The organism is Streptomyces sp. B21-105 (assembly GCF_036898465.1).
Taxonomy (GTDB): Bacteria; Actinomycetota; Actinomycetes; order Streptomycetales; family Streptomycetaceae; genus Streptomyces.
The window spans coordinates 1,436,254-1,458,598 of the sequence record NZ_JARUMJ010000001.1; the positions used below are offsets into that span (position 1 = coordinate 1,436,254).

General features: G+C 73.9%; 19 protein-coding genes and 2 pseudogenes. 10 read left to right on the top strand and 11 right to left on the bottom strand.

From position 1 onward, the window contains the following. Positions 1-8 precede the first annotated feature (8 nt). Positions 9-1,667: a glycosyltransferase family 2 protein gene (locus QA802_RS06185; protein WP_334518743.1), complete on the bottom strand. Its 1,659-nt coding sequence runs from the start codon at positions 1,665-1,667 to the stop codon at positions 9-11. A 163-nt stretch (positions 1,668-1,830) separates the two neighbouring features. After that, entirely contained in the window at positions 1,831-1,974 is a 144-nt protein-coding gene (locus QA802_RS06190) for a hypothetical protein (protein ID WP_334518745.1), read from the bottom strand. A gap of 273 nt (positions 1,975-2,247) precedes the next feature. On the opposite strand from QA802_RS06190, the gene QA802_RS06195 reads away from it, so the two are divergent. Next, a complete protein-coding gene (locus QA802_RS06195; RefSeq protein WP_334518747.1) occupies positions 2,248-3,078 on the top strand; it encodes an alpha/beta fold hydrolase in 831 nt (276 codons plus the stop codon). Positions 3,079-3,123: 45 nt separating this feature from the next. On the opposite strand, the pseudogene QA802_RS06200 reads toward QA802_RS06195, so the two are convergent. Then, positions 3,124-4,017 (bottom strand): annotated as a pseudogene (locus tag QA802_RS06200) (DMT family transporter); the annotation flags it as partial. Between QA802_RS06200 and pdxR the strand changes: the two are divergent. After that, positions 4,008-5,447 carry a MocR-like pyridoxine biosynthesis transcription factor PdxR gene (gene pdxR, locus QA802_RS06205; RefSeq protein WP_334518749.1) on the top strand — a complete coding sequence of 480 codons (1,440 nt, stop codon included), beginning with the start codon at positions 4,008-4,010 and terminating at the stop codon, positions 5,445-5,447. The pseudogene QA802_RS06200 and the gene pdxR overlap by 10 nt on opposite strands. A 361-nt stretch (positions 5,448-5,808) precedes the next feature. Beyond that, positions 5,809-7,275: a GNAT family N-acetyltransferase gene (locus QA802_RS06210; protein WP_334518750.1), complete on the top strand. Its 1,467-nt coding sequence runs from the start codon at positions 5,809-5,811 to the stop codon at positions 7,273-7,275. A gap of 94 nt (positions 7,276-7,369) precedes the next feature. On the opposite strand, the gene QA802_RS06215 is transcribed toward QA802_RS06210, so the two are convergent. After that, positions 7,370-8,680 (bottom strand): trans-sulfuration enzyme family protein, encoded by a 1,311-nt coding sequence (locus QA802_RS06215; RefSeq protein ID WP_443042076.1) that lies wholly within the window; start codon positions 8,678-8,680, stop codon positions 7,370-7,372. Between the two features lie 42 nt (positions 8,681-8,722). Between QA802_RS06215 and QA802_RS06220 the strand changes: the two genes are divergently transcribed. Together QA802_RS06220 and QA802_RS06225 are read left to right on the top strand one after the other, a co-directional pair. Beyond that, positions 8,723-9,214 (top strand): Lrp/AsnC family transcriptional regulator, encoded by a 492-nt coding sequence (locus QA802_RS06220; protein WP_266719335.1) that lies wholly within the window; start codon positions 8,723-8,725, stop codon positions 9,212-9,214. A 33-nt stretch (positions 9,215-9,247) separates the two neighbouring features. After that, positions 9,248-10,951 carry a DUF885 domain-containing protein gene (locus QA802_RS06225; protein WP_334518754.1) on the top strand — a complete coding sequence of 568 codons (1,704 nt, stop codon included), beginning with the start codon at positions 9,248-9,250 and terminating at the stop codon, positions 10,949-10,951. Between the two features lie 144 nt (positions 10,952-11,095). Here the strand turns inward: QA802_RS06225 and QA802_RS06230 are convergent, their stop codons facing one another. Next, positions 11,096-11,572, bottom strand: coding sequence for a rhodanese-like domain-containing protein (locus tag QA802_RS06230; RefSeq protein WP_334518756.1), 477 nt, complete (start codon positions 11,570-11,572; stop codon positions 11,096-11,098). Between the two features lie 132 nt (positions 11,573-11,704). On the opposite strand from QA802_RS06230, the gene QA802_RS06235 reads away from it, so the two are divergent. Further along, positions 11,705-12,151: an Lrp/AsnC family transcriptional regulator gene (locus tag QA802_RS06235; protein WP_334518758.1), complete on the top strand. Its 447-nt coding sequence runs from the start codon at positions 11,705-11,707 to the stop codon at positions 12,149-12,151. On the opposite strand, the gene QA802_RS06240 is transcribed toward QA802_RS06235, so the two are convergent. From QA802_RS06240 to QA802_RS06260, 5 genes are all read right to left on the bottom strand, one after another. Next, on the bottom strand, positions 12,112-15,135 hold the full coding sequence (locus tag QA802_RS06240) for an AAA family ATPase (protein ID WP_334518760.1): 3,024 nt from the start codon (positions 15,133-15,135) through the stop codon (positions 12,112-12,114). The genes QA802_RS06235 and QA802_RS06240 overlap by 40 nt on opposite strands. After that, positions 15,132-16,295, bottom strand: a complete 1,164-nt coding sequence (locus QA802_RS06245) for an exonuclease SbcCD subunit D (RefSeq protein WP_334518762.1) — start codon at positions 16,293-16,295, stop codon at positions 15,132-15,134. Before QA802_RS06245 ends, QA802_RS06240 begins: the two co-directional genes overlap by 4 nt. A gap of 119 nt (positions 16,296-16,414) precedes the next feature. Beyond that, the gene (locus QA802_RS06250) at positions 16,415-17,041 is read right to left on the bottom strand and encodes a YigZ family protein (RefSeq protein ID WP_334518764.1); all 627 of its coding nucleotides are present in this window, start codon (positions 17,039-17,041) and stop codon (positions 16,415-16,417) included. A 97-nt stretch (positions 17,042-17,138) separates the two neighbouring features. After that, positions 17,139-17,681, bottom strand: coding sequence for a SixA phosphatase family protein (locus QA802_RS06255; protein WP_334518766.1), 543 nt, complete (start codon positions 17,679-17,681; stop codon positions 17,139-17,141). Continuing rightward, complete coding sequence (locus tag QA802_RS06260; RefSeq protein ID WP_334518768.1) at positions 17,678-18,508, bottom strand: hypothetical protein; 831 nt, start codon at positions 18,506-18,508, stop codon at positions 17,678-17,680. The genes QA802_RS06255 and QA802_RS06260 overlap by 4 nt, the downstream gene beginning before the upstream one ends. 118 nt (positions 18,509-18,626) lie before the next feature. Here QA802_RS06260 and QA802_RS06265 point away from each other — a divergent pair, with 118 nt between their 5' ends. The 3 genes and pseudogenes from QA802_RS06265 (at position 18,627) to QA802_RS06275 (ending at position 20,576) form a co-directional block, all read left to right on the top strand. Further along, positions 18,627-19,043 carry a CoA-binding protein gene (locus tag QA802_RS06265; RefSeq protein WP_334518770.1) on the top strand — a complete coding sequence of 139 codons (417 nt, stop codon included), beginning with the start codon at positions 18,627-18,629 and terminating at the stop codon, positions 19,041-19,043. Between the two features lie 7 nt (positions 19,044-19,050). Next, positions 19,051-19,248: pseudogene (locus QA802_RS06270) on the top strand (FAD-dependent monooxygenase); the annotation flags it as partial. 95 nt (positions 19,249-19,343) lie between these two features. Then, on the top strand, positions 19,344-20,576 hold the full coding sequence (locus QA802_RS06275) for an RNA-guided endonuclease InsQ/TnpB family protein (RefSeq protein ID WP_334518772.1): 1,233 nt from the start codon (positions 19,344-19,346) through the stop codon (positions 20,574-20,576). A 74-nt stretch (positions 20,577-20,650) separates the two neighbouring features. Here QA802_RS06275 and QA802_RS06280 read toward each other — a convergent pair whose 3' ends face one another. Then, positions 20,651-21,010 carry an ArsR/SmtB family transcription factor gene (locus QA802_RS06280; RefSeq protein ID WP_334518774.1) on the bottom strand — a complete coding sequence of 120 codons (360 nt, stop codon included), beginning with the start codon at positions 21,008-21,010 and terminating at the stop codon, positions 20,651-20,653. A 62-nt stretch (positions 21,011-21,072) separates the two neighbouring features. Here QA802_RS06280 and QA802_RS06285 point away from each other — a divergent pair, with 62 nt between their 5' ends. Further along, positions 21,073-22,323, top strand: coding sequence for a cation diffusion facilitator family transporter (locus tag QA802_RS06285; RefSeq protein ID WP_443042077.1), 1,251 nt, complete (start codon positions 21,073-21,075; stop codon positions 22,321-22,323). The last annotated feature ends 22 nt before the right edge of the window (positions 22,324-22,345 follow it).

The window sequence follows — 22,345 nt, forward strand, 5'->3', positions numbered from 1 at the left end:
AGAGGGATTCATCCGCTGCGCTGCTTCGGCATCCCCGAGACACGCTGCGCCAGCCGCGTCAGCTGCGTCAGCCGGGACGGTTTCGGCGGTGGTGCGGGTACCGGCTGGATGCGCAGGACGAGCCGTCCCTTCTCGGGGCCGATACTGGCGGTGCGCCCCCGTCCGCCGTCTGACTCAGGGGCGGCCACGTGCCGTTCGGCGTGCTGGGACACCTCGCTCCCCAGGGCTTTCCCCAGCTCACCCTGAGCGGACAGGCCGTGCGCGGTACAGCGCAAAGAGATTTCCCAGACGCCGGCTTCCAGGGGATGTCCGCCGGCGGCGGAGGCGAGGTCGATGTCCGCACGGAATCCGGCAAGGCCGTAGTCGTACGTCTCCTTGCCCCGGCTCACCGTTAGATGCGGCGACGGCTGGGCCCGTGCCCTGACGGCGTACTCGCGTTTCGTCGCCGGATTGCGCAGCACGACGTCGGTAGTGAGGTCATCGGTGTCGACCTGGTCGAGGTAGGCGTACCCGGCCAGCTCGACGACGCTTCCGCGCCAGGTGACCCGGTCCACCCGGCGCCGGGGGCTGACACTCAGCGCCACGTCAGTGATGTCGCACAGATCCGCGTACGCGGCTGAGGACTCAGGAGGGAAGGGTGCCGCCGCGTACAGCCGTCCATCACGGACCCGTGCCTTGCCCGGGCGGCCGGCCAGATCCCACTCCACGACCCGGGCGAGCTCGTGAAGGAGCCCTTCGCTCAGACAGTGCGCCCGCAGTCGCTCCGCGACGTCCAGTTCGCTCCGCACACTTGGCGTGACCCACCGCCTGGCGTACGGCGCGGCCAGCGCGGCCAGTTCCTTGCGGCCCTCCTCGTCGGCGGCAAGGAAGCGGCCATCGAAGCGGCGCAGCAGCTCGGCCTTGACGTGCCGGGCGACCAGACGGTCCCGCAGGACGCCCGGCTCGGTGAGACTCTTCACCAGGTCGACCATCTCGGCGGCCTGGGTCACCATGGTCGGGTAGTCCAGACCACCGTGCGTGATGTTGCCCTTGTCGCCGCGCCCGACGAGGTAATAGCAGTCGTAGTCGGCGAGGACCGATATGACCCTGCTGTGCAGATAGGCGCGGGCGACGAAGTGCTGGTCCTCACTGATTCGCATGTGCTCGGGGAAACGGATCCGGTGCTCCTCGAGCATGCTTCGCCGAAAGAGCTTGAACGGCATCAGCGTGTAGTAGACCGTCGCCGGGTCCGCGCGGTCCACGTTCCTCGCGAACACCTGACGGACTTTCGCCTGGATCGGCCTGCCGACACCCACGAGCTTGCCCAAGACGGTGTCAGCGTCGTTCTTCTCGGCCAGGCAGAGCAGCCGCTCCAGGGTCTCTGGGCCTAAGCAGTCGTCGCCGTCGAGGAAGAACACATAACGCCCGCTTGCGTGGTCGAGCCCTGCGTTGCGGGGGCGGCTGGGGCCGCCGGAGGCCTCCTGGTGGATGACCGTCACGGGCCAGGACTGTTCCTTTGCCCAGGCGTCGAGGAACTCGCCGCTGCCGTCCGTGCTGCCGTCGTTGACGGCGATGACTTCCAGGACGTCCACACCGATGCTCTGCCCGGCCACCGACGCCAGCGTCTGCCGCAGGTAGGGCAAGGCGTTGTACACCGGTATGACGACAGAGACGGCAGGCGCGTGCATGTTCGCCATTGAGCAAGCCCCCGTAAGAATTCGTAAAACTTACGGTCAGGATAAGGGGACGGTGAGGTGCTTGTGGCCGAACGGTGGTCAACCGCTTACCCGTTGACGGCAAAGGTGGGGCGAGTCGGCCGATTCGCCCCACCTTTACCGGTGACTGCGGGACTTACCCGAAGTAGAGCCGTCCCTGGACGTCACCCTCGCCGCCGAGGAAGTTGGACCAGCAGGAACTGGCCGCGTACCCGCTGCCGAAGTAGGTGCCCACGTTCCTGCGGACGCTGATGTTGCCGTCCATGGTGTGCACCGGCATGTCGGCTCTGTGCGTTGCCCTGTCCAGCGTAGGTGAGCAGGGCGTTGTTGGCGTCCAGGCTCCAGAAGTCGCTGGTGCCGTCACCCTGGACGGTGGGTCTCTGGACGACGAGTTGACGCCAAATCACTTGGACAGCGACGTCTCCAGTCGGAACCTACACGCTCACTACACGTCCGGAATGGCAGGATTCACTCAAGGGGCTACCCGCCGGTAGTAATTGCTGACAAGCTGTCTACGGCGTCCGTCGGCCCGCTTTCCGAACGAGGAGCTCCCATGCCCGCCACCGTCTCCTTCACGGTCCCCTCCCCCGAGGGCCCGCTGCCCGTCACGGTCTCCTACGCGCGCGTGGGCCGGGGCGAACCGCTCCTCCTGCTGCACGGCATCGGGCATCACCGGCAGGCCTGGGACCCGGTCGTGGACATCCTGGCCGCCGAGCGCGACGTGATCGCCGTGGACCTGCCCGGCTTCGGCGTCTCCCCAGCCCTGCCGGACGGGCTCGCCTACGACCTGCCCACCACCACCGCCGTGTTCGGCGCCTTCTGCGAGGCGCTGGAGCTGGACCGCCCTCACGTGGCGGGGAACTCGCTCGGTGGCCTGCTCGCCCTGGAACTCGGCCGCGAGAAGCTCGTACGGTCCGTCACGGCGCTCTCCCCGGCCGGGTTCTGGTCGGAGGCGGAACGGCGCTACGCCTTCGGCGTGCTGGTCACGATGCGGCAGATCTCCCGCCGGCTGCCGCTCCCCCTCGTCGAGCGCCTGGCCCGCACGGCGGCCGGCCGCACGGCCCTCACCAGCACCATCTACGCCCGCCCGGGCCGCCGCTCACCCGAGGCCGTGGTCGCCGAGACGCTGGCCCTGGCCCAGGCCACCGGGTTCGACCAGACGCTGCGCGCCGGCACCGCGATCCGGTTCACCGACGACCTGCCCGGCATCCCGGTCACCGTCGGCTGGGGCGCCCGCGACTGGCTGCTGGTGCGCCGGCAGGGCGTCCGTGCCAAGCAGGTCATCCCGGCCGCCCGCCTCGTGCGGCTGCCCGGCTGCGGCCACTGCCCGATGAACGACGACCCGGCCCTCGTCGCGCGCGTCATCCTCGACGGCAGCCGCTGAACGCCCGCGGACGCGCGACAGCGCGCCCGCGCCCACCGCGACGCCGGCCCCGACCAGGGCGCTCCCCACGGCCTGGCCGGGCCCGTAGGAGCCGGTTCCCACGAGCGGGGCGGTGCAGGCCGCCGCCACCGGGATGAGACCGGAGAAGAGCGTGGCGCGCTCCGCGCCGATCCGCTGCATGCCCATGTACCAGCACACGAAGCCGACCACGGTGACGACCGCCGACTGCCACAGCAGCGCGGCGGCCTCCGCGCCGTCCGGCCGCCGCAGCCACCCGCCGCCGTCGGTCAGCAGTCCGACCGCCGCCGACTCCACCGTCGCGAGCCCGCACACCGTGGCGGACAACAGCCGTGGCCCCAGCGGCCGCAGAACGGGCACGGCGAGCACCGCGAAGCCGACCTCCCCGGCCAGCGCGCACACCGACCAGCCGAGGCCCGCTCCGTCCGTCCGCCCCCAGCCCTGCACCGTGAACGCGCCGACGGCGACCAGCGTCGCCCCGTACAGCACCGTGCGCCGCGGCCGCCGTCCCTCCGTCAACGGCACGACGACGGCCACCACGACCGGCGCGCAGCCCACGAGGACGCCGGGGACGGCGGGTTCCGCGGAACGTTCGGCGGCCAGCACGGCGAGGTTGAAGCCGACCATCCCGACGGCCGCGAGCAGCGCGAGCCGCACCCACGGGCCCGGGCCGAGCGCACGCAGCCGGGCTGCCGCGCCCGGCCCGGCGATGGGCACGAGCAGCACACCGGCGAGGCCGTAGCGCAGGGCCTGGCCGCCCGCGTACGGGTAGGCGCCGAGGACGCTGTTGGCGGTGAAGGATCCTCCGACGAGGACGCAGGCGAGCGCCGCGAGCAGCGACCCGCGCAGAGCGGTGGCGTTCATGACACCGACGCTAGGAGCGGCGGCGGCACGGTTTAAGGTCCACTTCCATGACGTCATCGGGGACCAATCCCGAAAGCCCCGCGCCGTCTGCGGCCTGGGAGGTGCTGCTGCCGGCCGCTGCCGCGCCGGCACGCGCGCGTGGCCGCGCCCTCCAGGCCGCGCTGCGGGACGCGGTGCGCTCCGGCCTGCTCGCACAGGGCGCCCGCCTGCCGTCGAGCCGGGACCTGGCCGCCGACCTCGGGGTCTCGCGCGGGCTCGTCACGGAGGCGTACGAGCAGCTGACGGCCGAGGGGTATCTGCGCAGCGGACGCGGCGCGGGCACCTGGGTGGGCGGCGCCGTCCGGGCCGCCCGGTCACGCGCGCGTGACCTCGCTCCGCGCGCGCCGGGCACCCGGACCGACTTCGTGCCGGGGACGCCGGACCTGTCGCTGTTCCCGCGCGCCGCGTGGGGCGCCGCGCACCGGGGCGTCCTCGCCGACCTGCCGCACCACGAGCTGGACTATCCCGACCCGCGCGGGCTGCCCCGGCTGCGTCTCGCGCTCGCCGAACTCCTCGCCCGCCGCCGGGGCGTGGTCGCCGACCCGGAGCGTCTCGTGGTCGTCTCCGGCGTGGCGCAGGCGAGCGCGCTGCTCGGCCTCGCCCTGCACGCGCGCGGGACGGACGCCGTCGGCGTGGAGGACCCCGGGAGTCCCCAGCACAGCGCCCTGTACGCGGGGGCCGGCGTCACGGCCGTCCCGCTGCCGCTGGACGGGGAGGGCCTGGCCATGGACCCGCTCCGGTCGTCGGGTGTACGGGCCGTGGTGACGACGCCGGCCCACCAGTTCCCCACCGGGATCGCGTACTCCGCGCCGCGCCGCGCCGCGTTGCTGGACTGGGCGAGGTCGGTGGACGGCTTCGTCCTCGAGGACGACTACGACGGCGACTTCCGCTACGACCGCGCGCCCGTGGGCGCCCTCCAGGGCCTGGACCCGGAGCGCGTCGCCTACACCGGGTCGGTCAGCAAGTCCCTCGCGCCGGGACTGCGCCTCGGCTGGCTGCTCGTGCCCGAGGCGCTGACCGAGGCGGTCGTGGAGCGCAAGCGGACGACGGACCTGGGCCATCCCGCCCTCGACCAGGCGCTGTTCGCCCGGTTCGTGGAGCGCGGTGACTACGACCGCCAACTGCGTCGCTGCCAGCGCGCCTACCGCGAACGGCGGGACGCCGTCGTGAGCGCGCTCGGCGAGCACTTCCCCGGGACGCGGGTGTCGGGCGTCGCGGCGGGACTGCACGCCATCGCCGAGCTCCCGCCGCGGTACGGACCGCAGGAGCGGTTCCTCGCCCGGACGGCCGCCGCGGGCGTCGAGGTGCGCGCCCTGAACCGGTACGCACACGCGCGCGTGCCGCACGACGACGGGCCCGTACGCCTCGTGCTGGGCTACGCCCATCTGTCCGCCGCTCGCATCCACGACGGCGTACGCCGGATGGCGGAGGCCGTCGCGAACGGGTGACCGATGGCCGGGCGGGCGGGTCCCGGTGCGACGGCTCCGTGCCGTGCACGAAGGTGCTGTGGCGGGCCGGGACCGGCCGGGCAGCGGCCCGTCGTCCCGTAGCCTCGAACCTGTGCCGCGCACCGGCGTCATCCCCCGGTGCGCGGTTCTGGCGTCGCGTCAGACCTGGGTGATCAGGTGTCAGGCGTCAGGGGCGCGACGTCCGGTGTCCGGGGGTGGTGCGGTGCGTTCTGTACGGCGCGCGCCGTGCGCCCTGCGCCGCGTGATGGTGGAAGGATCAACAAAACGGGCATTAGCAGCCTTTACCCGTCAGTCACACACCGTTCGTGATCACGCAACACGGTTCCTCCACAGTGGCCGCATGACTCCAGACCTGTCTGATGTGACGCGCGCGAGGCGCGGACGCCCGGTGCACCACTGGCGGCGGGACGTGGTGGAACTCGCCGCGCTCTTCACGGCCGTCGCGGTGGCCGACGGCGTGGCGAACCTGGTGGGCCACGGTCCGGACGGCCCGGTGCTGCTGACGGTCTCTGCGGCCGTGCTCGTCGCCACCGCCGGATTCCACACCTGGTGGGCACGCCGCCACGGTCACGCACCGCCGGCCTGCGATACCGGCGCCCGGCCGCGCTCCGAGGAGCCGCAGGCCGGGCCGCCGCCCGCCCTCCCCTCACCGGTCGACGAGCAGAGCGCCCTGTGGCGGATGCGGACGACGGTGCGGGACGCCCCGGGGTCGCTGGCCGCACTCTGCGCGGCGCTCGCCGAACGCCGGGTGGACATCCTGAGCCTGCAGACGCACCCGCTGGGCGACGACACCGTGGACGAGTTCCTGCTGCGGGCCCCCGGCGGGCTCGCGGCGGGCGAGATCAGCCGGGCCGTGGCACTGGGCGGCGGCCGCGCCACCTGGATCGAGCGGGCCGACGCCCACGATCTGGTGGACGCGCCGGCCCGGGTCCTCGGGCTGGCCACCCGCACCGCCCTCGACTCCGCGGAACTCCCGCTCGCGCTGAGGCAGTTGCTCGGCCGCTGCACGATCCGCTCGCTGCCCGCGGCGTCCGGCCGCGGCGGCCCGGGGACGGCAGGCGACCCAGGGACGGCAGGCGTGCCGAGGACGGCGGGCGTGCCGGTGGAGGGCGTGCTGGAGGACACCGTGATGCGCCTGCCCACGCCGGTCGGCGGTGTGATCACGGTGGAGCGCCCGTACCTGCCGTTCACCCCGACAGAGTTCGCCCGCGCGCGTGCGCTGGTGGAGCTGGACGCCCGGCTCGGCCCCCGGGTCCCGCGCGGCCAGGACGTCCTGACGCTCGCCGAGGGCGAGGACATCACCGTGCGCCGGGCGGACACCGGGGACGTCGCTGCGGCGAAGGAGATGCACGAGCGGTGCTCGGCGCGCACGCTCCGAATGCGCTACCACGGGCCGGTCGGCGACGCGGACCGCTACCTCGACCACCTGCTCAGCCCGCGCTTCGGCCGCACGCTCGCCGCGCAGACGAGGTCGGGCCGCATCGTCGGCCTCGGCCACCTGCTGTGGGACGGCGACGAGACGGAGGTCGCGCTGCTCGTCGAGGACGGCTGGCAGCGGCGCGGTGTCGGCGCCGAACTGCTCGGCCGGCTGGTGGCGATGGCCGGGGAGGCGGGCTGCGGGAGCGTGTACGCCGTGACACAGGCCGCCAACACCGGCATGGTCGCCGCGATGCGCGGCCTCGGGCTGCCCCTCGACTACCAGATCGAGGAGGGAACCCTGGTCGTCACCGCCCGGCTGGAGAAGGCCGCAGCGGCGGCACGGGGGGCGTCCGAGCACCGGGCGGAGGAAAGCGTCCGACACGACTGAGCGTCCGTCCAAGAACGAGGGACGACGGACGAACGGACGACGGGCGTGCGGGTGGCCCGGCGGTGCAGTGCCGCCGGGCCACCCGCATCCGGCGTCACACCGCGGCCGCTCCGTGCCCGGCCCGGGGAACCGTTTCCCCCGCCCGCTCGTCCCGGCCCTCCGCTCCCCCTTCGTGGACCGCACCGGCGCCGTCGAGCGCCCGGTCCAGATCCCCCCACAGGTCCTCGACGTCCTCAAGGCCGACCGACAGCCGCAGCAGCCGGTCGCTCACACCCGCGCCCCGGCGTTCCGCGGCGTCCACGATGCGGTGGCTGATGGACGCCGGGTGCTGGATGAGCGTGTCCACGCTGCCCAGGCTCACCGCAGGGGTGATCAGACGGACGCCTGCGATCACCCCGTGCGGATCGCCGTCGACCTCGAAGGCGACCATCGCGCCGCCGATCCGCGGATAGTGCACGCGGGCGATCCGCGGATCCGCGGCCAGCCGGCGGGCCAGCTCGGCGGCGGTCGCGGAGGCGGCCCGCACCCGCACCGGCAGCGTCGACAGGCCGCGCAGCAGCAGATAGCCGGCCAGCGGATGCAGCACGCCACCGGTGGCGAAACGTATCTGCCGCAGCTGCCCCGCGAACTCCTCGTCACAGGCGACGACGCCGCCGAGCACGTCCCCGTGGCCGCCGAGGTACTTGGTGGCGCTGTGCAGGACCAGTCGCGCGCCCTGCTCGACCGGCCGCTGGAGCACCGGCGTGGCGAAGGTGTTGTCGACGAGCAGCGGGACCGAGCCGCAGGCGTGCGCGACCGCCCGCAGATCGACCTCGGCGAGGGTCGGGTTGGCGGGCGACTCGACCATGACCAGCCCGGTGTCGGGGCGCAGCGCGTCCGCGATCCCCGCCGGGTCGGTCCAGGTGACCTCCGAGCCGAGCAGCCCCGCCGTCAGCAGATGGTCGCTGCACCCGTAGAGGGGACGCACGGCGACGACGTGCCGCAGTCCGGTGGCGGCGCGCGCCAGCAGTACCGCCGTCAGCGCCGCCATGCCGCTGGCGAAGGCGACCGCGCTCGCGGCGCCTTCGAGGCGGGCCAACGCCGTCTCGAAGCGTGCCACCGTCGGGTTGCCCAGCCGCCCGTAGACGGGCGGGCCGTCCGGCTCCGCGCCGGTCGCGGCGAACGCGTCGATGCGGGCGGCCTCGGCGCGGCTGTCGTAGGAGGGGTAGGTGGTGGACAGGTCGATCGGCGGGGCGTGCAGGCCCTGCCCGGCCAGGTCGTCCCGTCCGGCGTGCACGGCCTCGGTGGCCAGTGCCCGTGCCTGCGCCCGTGCCCGTGCCTGTGTGCCGGGCGCTCCGTACGTGCGTACGCCGTCGTATGCGTGCGTGCTCGCAGCGGTTGAGTCCATGGACGGCAGAGTGAACATCCGACGGGTGATCGGATGCGGACTCCGTGCTACGTTCGGCCGATGGCTGAATCCGTCGTACTGGACCCGGTCGATCTCCAGCTGTTGCGGCTGCTGCAGAACGACGCCCGGACCACCTACCGCGACCTCGCGGCACAGGTCGGCGTCGCACCGTCGACGTGCCTGGACCGGGTGACGAGGCTGCGCCGCTCGGGCGTGATCCTCGGGCATCAGCTGCGGCTCGATCCGGCCAAGTTGGGACGGGGCCTGCAGGCGCTGCTGTCGGTGCAGGTCCGCCCGCACCGGCGGGAGCTGGTCGGGCCGTTCGTGGAACGGATCCGGGCGATGCCGGAGGCGCTGACCGTCTTCCACCTCACCGGGCCCGACGACTACCTCGTCCATGTGGCCGTCGCGGACATGGCGGATCTGCAGCGCCTCGTGCTCGACGAGTTCACCTCACGGCGCGAGGTGGCCCGGGTCGAGACGCGGCTGATCTTTCAGCAGTGGGAGTGCGGACCGCTGCTGCCGCCGACGGGTTCGGGACAGACGCCGTGACGCGCGCCGCCCCGTCGTACGAGGATGGAGCGCATGTCACACACCACCGACCCGCTTCCCCGCGAGGTCGCCGACGCGTACGTCGACGACCTCATCGCCCTCGACCCGGTGACCGGCACCTTCCTCGGCGTACCGGCGAGTTCGAGCCGTCTGCCCGACTATTCGCCCGCGGGCCAGGAGGCGCTCGCGCAGCTCGCGCGGGACACCCTGGCGAAGCTCGACGAGGCGCAGCGCAGGCCCGGCGCGGACAGTGACATCGAGCGCCGGTGCGCACGCCTGCTGCGTGAGCGGCTGACCGCACAACTCGCCGTGCACGACGCCGACGAGGGGCTCCGCACCGTCGGCAACATGTCCACGCCCGCGCATCATGTGCGCGAGGTGTTCACCATCACGCCCAGCCGCACCGACGAGGACTGGACGGCGATCGCCGAGCGGCTGCACGCCGTGCCGTCGGCGCTGGCGGGCTACCGCGAGTCGCTGACGCTGGGGCTGGAACGCAAGCTCCACGCGGCCCCGCGGCCGACCGCCACCTTCGTCGAGCAGCTCACGCAGTGGTCGGACGCGGACGGCGAGGGCCGCGGCTGGTTCGAGGAGTTCGTGTCCGCCGGCGCCGGGTCGCGGCCGGACGCCCTGCGCGCCGAGCTGGACGAGTCGGCCCGCGTGGCCACCGCAGCGGTCGTGCAGCTGCGCGACTGGGTCCGCGACGTGTACGCGCCCACGATCGAGGGCGCGCCGGACACCGTCGGCCGGGAGCGCTACGCCCGCTGGTCGCGCTACTACAACGGCACCGACCTCGACCTCGACGAGGCCTACGCGTACGGCTGGTCGGAGTACCACCGGCTGCTCGGCGAGATGAAGAAGGAGGCGGAGAAGATCCTGCCGGGCGCGCGGACGCCCTGGGTGGCGCTGGCCCACCTCGACGAGTACGGCCGGCACATCGAGGGAGTGGACCAGGTCCGCGACTGGCTGCAGGGCCTGATGGACCGGGCGATCGAAGCCCTCGACGGCACCCACTTCGAACTCGCCGAGCGGGTGCGGAAGGTGGAGTCACGGATCGCCCCGGCGGGGAGCGCGGCCGCCCCCTACTACACGCCTCCCTCGGAGGACTTCTCACGGCCGGGCCGCACCTGGCTGCCCACCATGGGGCAGACCCGCTTCCCGGCCTACGACCTCGTCTCCACCTGGTACCACGAGGGTGTTCCCGGCCATCACCTGCAGCTGGCGCAGTGGGCGCACGTCGCCGGGGACCTCTCCCGCTACCAGGCGTCCGTCGGGGGCGTCAGCGCCAACGCCGAGGGCTGGGCGCTGTACGCGGAGCGGCTCATGGACGAGCTGGGCTTCCTCACGGACGCGGAGGAACGGCTCGGCTACCTCGACGCGCAGATGATGCGCGCGGTGCGGGTCGTCATCGACATCGGCATGCATCTGGAGCTGACGATCCCTGCCGACTCGCCCTTCCATCCGGGCGAGCGCTGGACACCGGAGCTGGCGCAGGAATTCTTCGGCGCGCACAGCAGCCGCCCGGCGGACTTCGTCGAGAGCGAGCTCACCCGCTATCTGACGATCCCCGGCCAGGCCATCGGCTACAAGCTGGGCGAGCGGGCCTGGCTGCTCGGACGGGAGAGGGCCCGCGAGCGGCGGGGCGACGCCTTCGACCTCAAGTCGTGGCACATGGCGGCCCTATCGCAGGGCTCGCTGGGCCTCGACGACCTGTTGGACGAACTGTCGCAACTCTGACCCTCGGGTCGCGCCCCACGCCCCTCCCGAACACGGCCGCCGCCCCCAGCACCAGCCCCAGCCTGCGCCGGGGCGGGCGGTCTGGACGGGACGTTTCCGGGGCGACGTGCCCTCGCGGAGGGCACGTCGCCCCGGAAACGCGTTTCAGCAGCCGCAGTTCGGCGCGTCGACGGGCGCGGTGAGCGGGTCGGCGGTGCGCTGTTCGCCGCCCTCCCAGGTCTCGTACGCGAAGCCCTCCCGCACCCAGTACTCGAATCCGCCGAGCATCTCCTTGACGCGGTAGCCGAGTTCGGCGAGCGCGAGGGCGGCCCGGGCGGCCCCGTTGCAGCCGGGGCCCCAGCAGTACGTCACCACCGGCACGTCCCGGTCGAGGAGCCGCTCGGCCTGCTCGGCGATGAGCGCGGTGGGCAGGTGGACGGCGCCCGGGACATGCCCCTGGTCCCAGGAGGCCGTGGAGCGGGAGTCCAGGAGGACGAAGCCGGGGTCGCCGGCGGCGAGGGCGGCGGCCACGTCGGACACGTCGGCGTGGAAGGCGAGGCTCGCCCGGAAGTGGGCGGCGGCCTCGGCCGGGGCGGCGGGGGCGACGCGCAGTACCGGGTCGAGCGGGGTCGTGGCAGTCATCGCATGGGCCTTTCCACAGGGGACGACGGGGTCGCTACAACCGAAAACCTACGGCGGCGATCACCGCCCTTGAAGGGGAGTTCCATGGCGTGAGCCTTGCTTCGCCGGGGTTTTCCCTGCACTCTTCCGCCTATGACCGCGTATCCCCCGGACGCGACCGACTGGCGCATCCTCGAGGTCCTCCAGCGGGAGGGCCGGGCCAGTTTCGCCGACCTGGCACGTGCGGTGGCCATGTCGGCGAGCGCCGTCACCGAGCGGGTGCGGCGACTGGAGGAGGCGGGCGTCATCCAGGGCTACACGGCCGTCGTGGACCCGGAGCGGCTGGGCCTGGGCATCCTGGCGTTCGTGCGGCTGCGCTACCCGAACGGCAACTACAAGCCGTTCCACGATCTGGTGGCCGTCACGCCCGAGATCCTCGAGGCGCACCATGTGACGGGCGACGACTGTTTCGTGATCAAGGTCGCCGCCCGTTCGATGCGTCATCTGGAGGAGGTGTCGGGGAAGATCGGCGCGCTCGGGTCGGTCACGACCAGCGTCGTCTACTCCTCCCCGCTCCCCCGGCGTCCGCTCGGCAGATAACCCCGCTGCCGCACCGCCGATCCCGACCGGCCCTTCACCACCTCCACCTGGGCGTGGACACGCCGTCGCAGGTCGGCGACGTGACTGACGATGCCGACGCTGCGGTCGCGTTCGCGCAGTGAGTCGAGGACGTCGAGGACCTCGTCGAGCGTCTGGTCGTCGAGGCTGCCGAACCCCTCGTCGATGAAAAGGGTGTCGAGGCGGACCCCGCCCGCCTCGTCGGTGACGACGTCGGCGAGGCCGAGTGCCAGGGCGAGCGAGGCGAAGAAGGTCTCGCCGCCGGACAGTGTGGACGTGTCGCGTTCGCGCCCGGTCCAGGCGTCGACCACATGCAGCCCGAGCCCGCTGCGACCGCGGCCCGCCCGGTCGTCGGAGTGCACCAAGGTGTAGCGCCCGGACGACATCCGCTGCAGCCGCACGGTCGCGGCGGCCGCCACCTGTTCGAGGCGGGCCGCCAGCACGTACGACTCCAGCCGCATCTTGCGTTCGTTGTCGGCCGAGGTGCCCGCGGTGAGACCGGCCAGGCGGGCCACCCGGTCGTACTCCTCACGCACCGGTGCGAGCCGGCGCACGCCGCCGGCCGCGCGCGCGGAGAGCTGGTCGAGCTCGGCGCAGCGGCGGGCCGCCGCGTCCTGGGCGGAGGCGGCGGCGCGCAGGCGTTCGGCCGCGGCGGCCGCCGCGGCCTGCGCGGCCGCGAGGTCGGCGGGCGGCTGTCCGGCCGCGGCCACGGTGTCGGGCTCGGCGAGCACGGCCCGGACGGCGGCCTCCTCCAGCTGCCGGTCGTCCAGCCGGCGTTGCAGGTCCCGGTGGGCGGCGGCGTCGAGGAGGGCGCTGGCTGCGGCCCGCGGGGTGTCGAAGCCGGCCCGGAACGCGGCCTCGTCGAGGCGGCCGTCGGCCTGCTTGAGGCGGGCGGCGCTCTCCTCGGCGGTGCGCGCGGCCTCGGCCGCCTCGGTGAGCCCGGCCGCCTGCCGCTCCAGTTGGGCGGCCCGTGCGGCGACGCTCTCCGCCACGCCCCGGGCCTGCGTCAGCTCCGCCTCGAGGGCGGCGCGCTCCTGCTCGAGACGGTCCCGTCGGCCCACTCGGGACGCGGCCCGCACGGCGGCCTCGCGCTGGGCCGCCGTACGGCGTTCGTGCTCCTGCTCGGCCTGCCGCAGTTCCTCATGCGCGGAGTGCAGCGCCGAGGCCTCCCGGCGGGCCAGGGCGTAGGCCTGCTCCACCTCCTGTGCCTCGGCGAGGAGGCGGTCCGTGGGGGCGTCGCCGGCCTCGGCGGTCGCGGCGGCGAGGGCCTCGCGCAGGACGCCGACACGGCGTTCGTCCCCGGCCTGGGCCTCCTCGGCGTCCTGGCACGCGGCGAGGGCCTGCTCCTCGGCCTCTCGGTCGACGTGGCCGGCGGCCTTGCGGGCGGGAGCGGGGTGCTCGGTGGCGCCGCAGACGGCGCACGGTGTGCCCTCGGCGAGGGTGGCGGCCAGTTCGGCGGCGATGCCGTCGAGGCGCTGCTCCTTGAGGGCGAGCCAGTGCGCGCGGGCGGTCTGCGCGTGCTCCCCGGAGGCGAGGGAGCCGCGCCGGGCGTCCTCCAGGTCACGGGTCAGCTCGTCGCGCCGCCGGGCCGCTTCGAGGCGGCGGCGGGCGGGCTCACGCCGGCCGTCGAACTGCTCGGCGCGGGTGGCGGCCTCCTGGGCGGTCTCGACGGCGGTCCGCAGTCCGTCGCGGACGGCGTCCCACCCGGCGAGCCAGGTCCCGGTCTCCGCCAGGACCTCGTCGTCGTCCCGTTCCCGTCGGTCGAGTTCGGACCGCTCGGCGACGAGGTCGGTCAGCCGCCGCTCGGCCCGGCGGGCGGACTCCAGCCCGCCCAGCTCCTCGGCGGCCCGGCGGGCGGCGGCGGCCAGTCCCGCGGCGCCGGCGTCGGCGAACCCTTCGGGGAGCAGGGCACGCGTGCGTGCGGCACGTGCGGACGCCTCGCGGTGCTCGGCGTCGGCGGACTCCCGCAGCTCCAGGGCCGGCGCGACCGCTTCCGCCTTGCGCGCCCGTTCCATCCGCGCCTGCGCCTCCCGGTGCGCTCCGGCCCGTTCCTCGAGGACGTCGGCGCGTTCCCGCGCGTCCGTGAACCGCTGCTGCAGCCGGGCCCGTTCGCGCACGTCCGCCAGGGCGCGTTCGGCGGCGGCCTGGGCGGACTCGGCGGCGAGCCGGCCGCAGTGGGCGACGGTCAGCCGCTCGCGTGCGGTGCTGCGGGCGACGGCGGCGGCGGCCAGCACCGCCTCGGCGAGACCCGGTTCGCCCGGCGCGGCCTCGGGCAGCTCCATGGCGTCACCCGCCACCTGCTGCATCCGGTGGGCGTCGGCGAGCAGCGCGGTGTCGCCCTCACGCACGCGTGCCTCGGTGATGCGGCGACGCTCGGCGAGCCGTTTCTCGACCTCGGCGAAGCGCCGGGTGTCGAAGAGGCGGCCCAGCAGCCGGCCGCGCGCCTCGGCGTCGGCGCGCAGGAACCGTGCGAAGTCGCCCTGGGGCAGCAGCACGACCTGGCAGAACTGTTCGCGGCTCATGCCGAGGAGCTGGGTGATCTCCTCGCCGATCTCCTGGTGGGAGCGGCTGAGGTCCTTCCAGGCGCCGGCGGCCCTGTCGTGTTCGCGCAGCCAGCTCTGCGCCTTCTCCACCGTGGTGCCGGCTCCGCGCTTCTTGGGCCGCTCCCAGGGCGGCTGCCGGGTGATCTCCAGCCGGCGTCCGGCGACGGTGAGTTCGAGGGTGACCTCGGTGCGGGCGCCGGGGGCGGCGTGGTCGCTGCGCAGGGTCAGACCCTGGCCGCTGTGGCGGGCGCCCGGCACGGAGCCGTACAGCGCGTAGCAGACGGCGTCCAGGATCGAGGTCTTGCCGGCGCCGGTCGGCCCGTGCAGCAGGAAGAGGCCGGCTGCGGACAGTTCGTCGAAGTCGACGCTGTGGGTGCCGCCGAAGGGGCCGAAAGCGGTCAGGACGAGCCGGTGCAGCCTCATCGGGCGACCTCCCGTGCCGTGTCGTCCGCGCGCACCGCGTCGAAGGCGTCCCGCAGCACGCCCTGTTCGCGGGCGTCGGGTCCCGCGCCGCGCACATGCGCCACGAAGTCCTCGGCGATCTCCTGGTCGCTGCGGTCGGCCAGCCGCCGCGCGTACGACACGTCCGGGTCGTCGGGGGCGCGTTCGGGGGCGAAGACGAGGCTCAGGGTGTGCGGGAAGCGGGCGGTGAGCCGGGCCATGGGGTCGGCGGGACGGACGGCGTCGGTGAGCGTCGCCTCGACCCAGGCGTCCTCGTGGCGGGCGAGCGCGGGATCGGCGAGCAGGTCCTCCAGGGGGCCGCGGAGGCGGGCCAGCGGGCGCGGTACCGGGCAGTCGATCCGTTCGGCGGCGATCTCGCCGTCGGGGCCGAGGTCGACGAGCCACATGGACTTGCGGTGTTCGGCCTCGGAGAAGGAGTACGGCAGCGGGGACCCCGAGTAGCGCACGCGCTCGGTGAGGGTCTGGCTGCCGTGCAGATGGCCGAGCGCGGTGTAGTCGACACCGTCGAAGACGCCCGCGGGCACCGACGCGACCCCGCCGACGGTGATGTCGCGCTCGCTGTCGCTGGGCTCGCCGCCGGTGACGAAGGCGTGGGCGAGGACGACGGAGCGGGTACCCCGCGCGCGTGCGGCGAGGTCGGCGCGGACCCGCCCCATGGCGGCTGCGAGCACGGCCTCGTGGCTCGCCTTCTCCACCCCGAACTCCTCCTTCACCAGGGCGGGTTCGAGGTAGGGCAGGCCGTAGAAGGCGACGTCGCCGTGCGCGTCCTGGAGGACGACCGGGGTGGCGGCCGCCGTCGGATCCGTGCGCAGGTGGATGCCGGCGCGGCCGATGAGTCCGGCGCCGACGCCGAGCCGGCGGGCCGAGTCGTGGTTGCCGGAGATCATCACCGTGGGCACGCCCGCCTCGGCGAGCCGGTGCAGGGCGTCGTCGAACAGCTCGACCGCGGCGAGCGGGGGCACCGCACGGTCGTACACGTCCCCCGACACGACCACGGCGTCGACCGCGCGCTCGCGCACGGTGGCGACCAGGTGACCGATGAACTCGGCCTGGGCGCCGAGCATGTTCACCCGGTGGAACGCCCGGCCGAGATGCCAGTCGGAAGTGTGCAGGAGCCTCATGATCCCCGAGACTAACGGCCGGGTCCGACAGCACGGGCGGTTACTCCCGTATCGCACCGTCATGACAAATGACAAAAGGCCGCGTTATGGACATTGCGCCCGTGTGGACGTCCAACGCGTCACGCGTCCCCGTACGCCTCCCCGCCCAGCTCGAACCCGGCGGTGCCCGCCGTCGCGTCCGCCAGCCAGGCGCGGAAGGCGTCCACGTCGGCCTCCGGAAGGCCGATCTCGAGGGTGACGGCCTCGCCGTAGGCGACCTCGCGCACGTCGCGCCCGGTCGAGTGGAGGTCGTTGTGGACCTTCCCGGCCCGTTGGTGGTCGACGGTCACCGTGGCCAGGCGGAACCGGCGACGGGTGCGCACGGGGAGGGCGTCCAGCGCCTCGCCGACCGCGCCGCCGTACGCCCGGATGAGACCGCCCGCGCCGAGCTTGACGCCGCCGTAGTAGCGGGTGACGACGGCGACGACGTACCGCATCTCGCGCCGCAGCAGCATCTGCAGCATCGGCACGCCTGCGGTGCCGCCGGGCTCGCCGTCGTCGCTCGCCTTCTGCACGCCGGCGTCGGCGCCGATGACGTACGCCCAGCAGTTGTGGGTGGCGTCGGCGTGCTCCTTGCGCACGGACGCGATGAAGTCCTGGGCCTCCTGCTCGGTGGCCGCGGGGGCGAGGGCGCACAGGAAACGGGAGCGGTTGACCTCGGTCTCGTGCACACCCGCGCGGGCGACGGTGCGGTACTCCTCCTGCATCGGGCCAGCCTATGCGGTGGAACCCGAGCCGCCGTCGGCGCGGGCGCGTACGACGAGGAGCCCGGCGGCCGGCAAGGCGGCCGCGACCCCGTCCCGGCTACGGCGAGCGGTCGCCTCTCGGCACGGTCGCCGACGTCAGCAGGGCCGCGCCGGGGTTCAGGGCCCGCCAGTCGGTTCCGTGCCAGGTCAGGACGGCCAGCGCCGAGGTCGGGAACTTGAGCCGGACCGCTTCCAGGGCGGCGCGCTCCCCGCCCCCGGCCAGGTCGAGCACCAGTTCCTCCAGGCCGGGGTTGTGCCCGACCAGCAGCAGCGTCCCGACGTCGGCGGGCGTCTCGCGGACGACGTCCAGCAGCTCGGGCACGTCGGCCCCGTAGAGCCGGGGGTCGAGGCGGACCGGCGCGGGGGCCTCCCACTGGGCGGACACCAGCTCCCAGGTCCCGCGGGCACGCACGGCGGTGGAGGACAGCGCGAGGTCGGGGACGCAGCCCGCCTCGGCGATCGCGCGGCCCGCCGCCGGGGCGTCCCGCCGGCCGCGCGGGGCGAGCGGCCGCTCATGATCGGGGACCCCGGTCGGCCAGGCCGACTTGGCGTGCCGCAGCACAACCAGTCGACGCGGCGCGACGCCGCCCGGGCCGCTCATGCCGGGGCTCCCACGTCGCGGGTGAGTTCCAGGCCGAGGAGCCGGTCCGCGTAGGCGTACGTCTCGAAGCGGGCGCCGTCCGCCAGCTCCGGCCCGGCGTCCTCGGTCCAGCGCAGCACCCGCAGCACCTCGGGCACGTTCAGATCGTTCTCCCACGCGGCGCGCAGCCGCGCGCGTACCTCGTCGGGGACCGGCCGCGAGGGCCGTCGCGCCCAGCCGGCGACGGCTCGCCGCCAGCGCGCGAGGGTGTCACGGGCCGCGTCCAGTGCGGCCGTGTCGAGCCGGAGCGGCTCGGTGCGCTCCACCGCGAGCAGGGCGAGACGCAGCACGGCGGGTTCGAGATCCCGTGCGGGGGCGAGATCAGGCGCGGGGGCGAGATCAGATACCGGGGCGCCCGCGGCCGGTTCGCCGCGGGCGTCGGCCGTCGCCCGCCAGTCGGGCACGGCCCGCCAGTGGGGCACGGCTCCCTCCGCCGGAGCGACGGCGACCCGTACGCCGTCCGTGGCCGGGCCGTCCGCCCCGACCACGTGCAGTACCTGTGCCACAGCCGTTGCCGCGGTGGCGTCGCGGCCGTCTTCGAAGGGGTGCATGCCCAGCGCGGCGGCGCCGGCGCGCAGCTCCGCCCGGCCGCTCGTCCCGCCGCTCAGCAGCGCCCACGCGGGCGTGCCGCCCATTTCCAGGGCGCGCACGAGCAGATCCGCGACGAGCAGGACACGGAGCGACGTCGCGTCGTAACCGCGGGCATACGCCTCGACCCGGGTCGGGCCCCGCCGGACGGAGGCGGCGACGACGGGTTCGCCGGTTCGGGCGTCGATGATGCTCAGCACACGGCGAGCCTAGGCGGGCGGAGCGCGGTACGCAGGCAGGAGCCGGAATCAAGGTGCGCCGTACGGTGTTGCAGCGGGGGCGAGGCTGTGGACGATCCTGACCCGGAGGAGGCCGCCGGTGTACGGCGACGAGGCAACGATCCGCGAGATCCTCAACGGACTCGGTGACACGTGGGCCGTGGTGGGCCTGTCGACGAACCGCAGCCGGGCGGCCTACGGCGTCGCCGAGGTGCTGCAGCGCTTCGGCAAGCGAGTGGTGCCCGTCCTTCCGAAGGCGGAGACGGTGCACGGGGAGCCGGGGTACGCGTCCCTCGCGGACATCCCCTTCCCGGTGGACGTCGTCGACGTCTTCGTCAACAGCGAGCTCGCCGGCGCCGTCGCCGACGAGGCGGTGGCCAAGGGCGCGCGGGCGGTGTGGTTCCAGCTCGGCGTCGTCGACGAGGCGGCCTACGAGCGCACGCGGGAGGCCGGTCTGGAGATGGTGATGGACCGCTGCCCGGCGATCGAGATCCCCCGGCTGGGGGCCCGCCCGTAATGGGCGGGTGACCACTGACTCCTCTTTCCCCCAGCACACTTCGGTCGTCGTCGTGGGCGCGGGACCCGCGGGTCTGACCGTCGGGAACATCCTGCGCGCCGCGTCGGTCGGCTGTGTCTTCCTGGAGACGGAGAGCCGTGCGGCCGTCGAGCGACGGCCGCGCGCCGGAGTGGTGGCGACGCGGTGCGTCGCGGTGCGTCGCGGTGTCGTTCCGGCGGGGCCGGGCAGTGCACGCCACGGTGATGTCTCGTGCAGGTGTTCCCGGCGACAGTGGGTGTTCGGGCTTCTAAGGTGATCGTCATGCAGCTTCGGTACAGCTATCGGTTGTACCCCGACACCGTCCAGCAGGCCGCGTTGGCGAGGGCGTTCGGGTGTGCGCGTGTCGTGTTCAACGACTCGGTGCGTGCCCGCGAGGATGCCCGCGAGGCCGGGCAGCCGTTCCCGACGGCCGGTGAGCTGTCGAGGAAGCTGATCACCGAGGCGAAGAGGACAGCGCAGCGGTCCTGGCTGGGTGAGGTGTCGGCGGTGGTGCTCCAGCAGTCCCTGCGGGACGCCGACGCCGCGTACAGGAACTTCTTCGCCTCGCTCAAGGGCTCCCGCAAGGGGCCGAGGCTGGGAGCGCCCCGGTTCAAGTCGCGCAAGGACAGCCGCCAGTCGATCCGGTTCACCGCCAACGCCCGCTGGCACATCACGGGCAGCACCGGCCAGGGGCGTCTGAACCTGCCGAAGATCGGGGCGGTGAAGGTGAAATGGTCCCGCCCGCTGCCCGCCACCCCGTCATCGGTCACCGTCGTCAAGGACGCGGCGGGCAGATTCTTCGCCTCCTTCGTTATCGACACCGACCCGGCCGCCGACGAGGCGCGGATGCCGCAGACCGACCGCACCGTCGGCATCGACCTCGGCCTCACCCACTTTGCGGTCCTGTCCGACGGCACGAAGATCGACTCCCCGCGCTTCCTGCGGCGTGCGGAGAAGAAGCTGAAGAAGGCACAGCGGGAGCTGTCCCGCAAGCAGAAGGGATCGAAGAACCGGTCCAGGGCCCGCCTGAAGGTCGCCCGCGCTCACGCCGAGGTCGCCGACGCGCGCCGCGAGTTCCACCACCAGCTCTCCACCAGGCTGATCTGCGAGAACCAAGGGATCGCCGTGGAGGACCTGTCGGTGGCGGGACTGGGGCGTACCAGGCTGGCCAAGTCCGTGCACGACGCCGGATGGTCCTCGTTCATCGGCATGCTGGAGTACAAGGCGCAACGGTACGGCCGCACCCTGGTGAAGATCGGCCGGTTCGAACCGACCTCCCAGACCTGCCACGCCTGCGGCGTCAAGGACGGGCCCAAACCCCTGAACGTGCGGGAATGGACCTGCAACGCCTGCGGCACGGTCCACGACCGGGACCACAACGCCGCGATCAACATCGAGACGGCCGCCGGACTGGCGGTGACGGCCTGCGGAGCGCCGGTAAGACCGGGAGCGATCCCGGCACAGCGCGAAGAAACAGGAAGCCACGGATTCCCTACCGGAAACCGGTCCGCGTAGCGGCCACGGCAACCGGTAGAGAAGGCCAGAATCCTCGTCCATTCAGGGCGAGGAGCATGTCAATGAGCCGCCGGTCAGTCGTGCGGCGGCTCGTCGCCGAGCCGGTGGTCCGCCACGTTCAGCGCCTCGTCCACCAGGCGGCGCAGATGCCCGTCGGAGAGCGAGTAGACCACGCGGCGGCCCACCTTGCGGGTGCTGACGAGTCCGGCGAGCCGCAGCCGCGCCAGGTGCTGGCTGACCGCCGGCCGGGCCGCGCCGCAGGCCTCGGTCAGCGTGGTCACGTCGGCTTCGCCCGAGGTCAGGGCGTGCAGCAGGGCGAGACGGGTGCGGTCGCCGAGCAGCGCGAGCAGCTCGGCGGCGAGGGCGAACTGCTCCTCGCCGGGGCTGCGCGGATGCGCATGATGTGCAGATGACAGGTGCATGCGTGCGCTCATACGCACATAATGACGGGGTGGGCGGGCACCCGTCCACCTCGGCGCACCGGAAGGGGATCGACGTGAGCGAGCGGCACGACCGAGGACACCGGCCCGACGACGAGCACCGGCCCGACGACGAGCAGCACCCCGCGCACGGTCCGGGGCACGCACACCACCATTCCACCCCCCATGCCCACGATCACGCCCGTGCCCGCGGCCAGGCGCACCACCGGGCCCACGATCACGCCCATGGCCACCCGCACCACCATGCCGACCACGCCGGCTCGCCTTCGCCCCCCTCTACCGCCGCCGCGTCCGTCGCCTCCCGCGCCCGCACGCTCCGCCACCGCCTCGCGCATCTGTTCACCCCCCACTCCCACGAGACCGCCGACAAACTGGACCCGGCCCTGGAGAGTTCGGCCCGGGGCATGCGCGCGCTCTGGGTCTCCCTCGCGGTGCTCGGCGTGACGGCCGCGGCGCAGGCGGTCGTGGTCGCGCTCTCCGGTTCGGTGGCCCTGCTCGGCGACACGGTGCACAACGCGGCGGACGCGCTGACGGCCGTCCCCCTCGGCATCGCCTTCGTCCTGGGCCGGCGGTCGGCCACCCGCCGCTTCACCTACGGCTACGGGCGCGCGGAGGATCTGGCGGGCATCGCGATCGTCCTGACCATCGCCGCCTCCGCGGCCTTCGCGGGCTGGACGGCGGTGGAGCGACTGCTGGACCCGCGGCCCGTCGACCACCTGGGCGCCGTCACCCTGGCCGCGATGGCGGGTTTCGCGGGCAACGAGTGGGTCGCGCGGTACCGCATCCGGGTCGGCCGTTCGATCGGCTCGGCCGCGCTGGTCGCGGACGGACTGCACGCCCGCACGGACGGGTTCACCTCGCTCGCGGTGTTGCTGGGTGCGGGCGGCTCGGCGCTCGGGTGGCGTCTGGCGGACCCGGTCGTGGGGCTGGCGATCACGGCGGCGATCGCGCTGGTGCTGCGGGACGCCGCCCGGGAGGTGTTCCGGCGGGTGATGGACGCCGTCGACCCGGCGCTGGTCGACCGGGCCGAGAGCGCGCTGCGGGACGTCGAAGGGGTGCGCGGGGTGGGCGAGTTGCGGCTGCGCTGGATCGGGCACCGGCTGCGCGCGGAGGTGGCGGTCGTCGTGGACGGCGACTTGACGGTACGTCAGGCGCACGGGGTCGCCGTGGCGGCCGAACACGCCCTGCTGCACGCGGTGCCGCGCCTGACGGCCGCACTGGTGCACGCCGACCCGGCGGCCGCGCCCGGCGAGGAGGACCCGCACCGGACCCTCGCCCACCACACGGCCGCCCCTGGCACGCCTTAGACCTCAGCCCACCGCAGCTGTA

Bases quoted from the DNA above. Each gene is read 5' to 3' on its own strand.
- QA802_RS06245 (WP_334518762.1), bottom strand. From the start codon at position 16,295: ATGAGGCTCCTGCACACTTCCGACTGGCATCTCGGCCGGGCGTTCCAC.
- QA802_RS06185 (WP_334518743.1), bottom strand. From the start codon at position 1,667: ATGCACGCGCCTGCCGTCTCTGTCGTCATACCGGTGTACAACGCCTTG.
- QA802_RS06190 (WP_334518745.1), bottom strand. From the start codon at position 1,974: ATGCCGGTGCACACCATGGACGGCAACATCAGCGTCCGCAGGAACGTG.
- QA802_RS06240 (WP_334518760.1), bottom strand. From the start codon at position 15,135: ATGAGGCTGCACCGGCTCGTCCTGACCGCTTTCGGCCCCTTCGGCGGC.
- QA802_RS06235 (WP_334518758.1), top strand. From the start codon at position 11,705: ATGACCGCGTATCCCCCGGACGCGACCGACTGGCGCATCCTCGAGGTC.
- QA802_RS06195 (WP_334518747.1), top strand. From the start codon at position 2,248: ATGCCCGCCACCGTCTCCTTCACGGTCCCCTCCCCCGAGGGCCCGCTG.
- QA802_RS06255 (WP_334518766.1), bottom strand. From the start codon at position 17,681: ATGAGCGGCCCGGGCGGCGTCGCGCCGCGTCGACTGGTTGTGCTGCGG.
- QA802_RS06250 (WP_334518764.1), bottom strand. From the start codon at position 17,041: ATGCAGGAGGAGTACCGCACCGTCGCCCGCGCGGGTGTGCACGAGACC.
- QA802_RS06220 (WP_266719335.1), top strand. From the start codon at position 8,723: ATGGCTGAATCCGTCGTACTGGACCCGGTCGATCTCCAGCTGTTGCGG.
- QA802_RS06210 (WP_334518750.1), top strand. From the start codon at position 5,809: ATGACTCCAGACCTGTCTGATGTGACGCGCGCGAGGCGCGGACGCCCG.
- QA802_RS06230 (WP_334518756.1), bottom strand. From the start codon at position 11,572: ATGACTGCCACGACCCCGCTCGACCCGGTACTGCGCGTCGCCCCCGCC.
- QA802_RS06225 (WP_334518754.1), top strand. From the start codon at position 9,248: ATGTCACACACCACCGACCCGCTTCCCCGCGAGGTCGCCGACGCGTAC.
- pdxR (WP_334518749.1), top strand. From the start codon at position 4,008: ATGACGTCATCGGGGACCAATCCCGAAAGCCCCGCGCCGTCTGCGGCC.
- QA802_RS06215 (WP_443042076.1), bottom strand. From the start codon at position 8,680: ATGTTCACTCTGCCGTCCATGGACTCAACCGCTGCGAGCACGCACGCA.
- QA802_RS06275 (WP_334518772.1), top strand. From the start codon at position 19,344: ATGCAGCTTCGGTACAGCTATCGGTTGTACCCCGACACCGTCCAGCAG.
- QA802_RS06280 (WP_334518774.1), bottom strand. From the start codon at position 21,010: ATGAGCGCACGCATGCACCTGTCATCTGCACATCATGCGCATCCGCGC.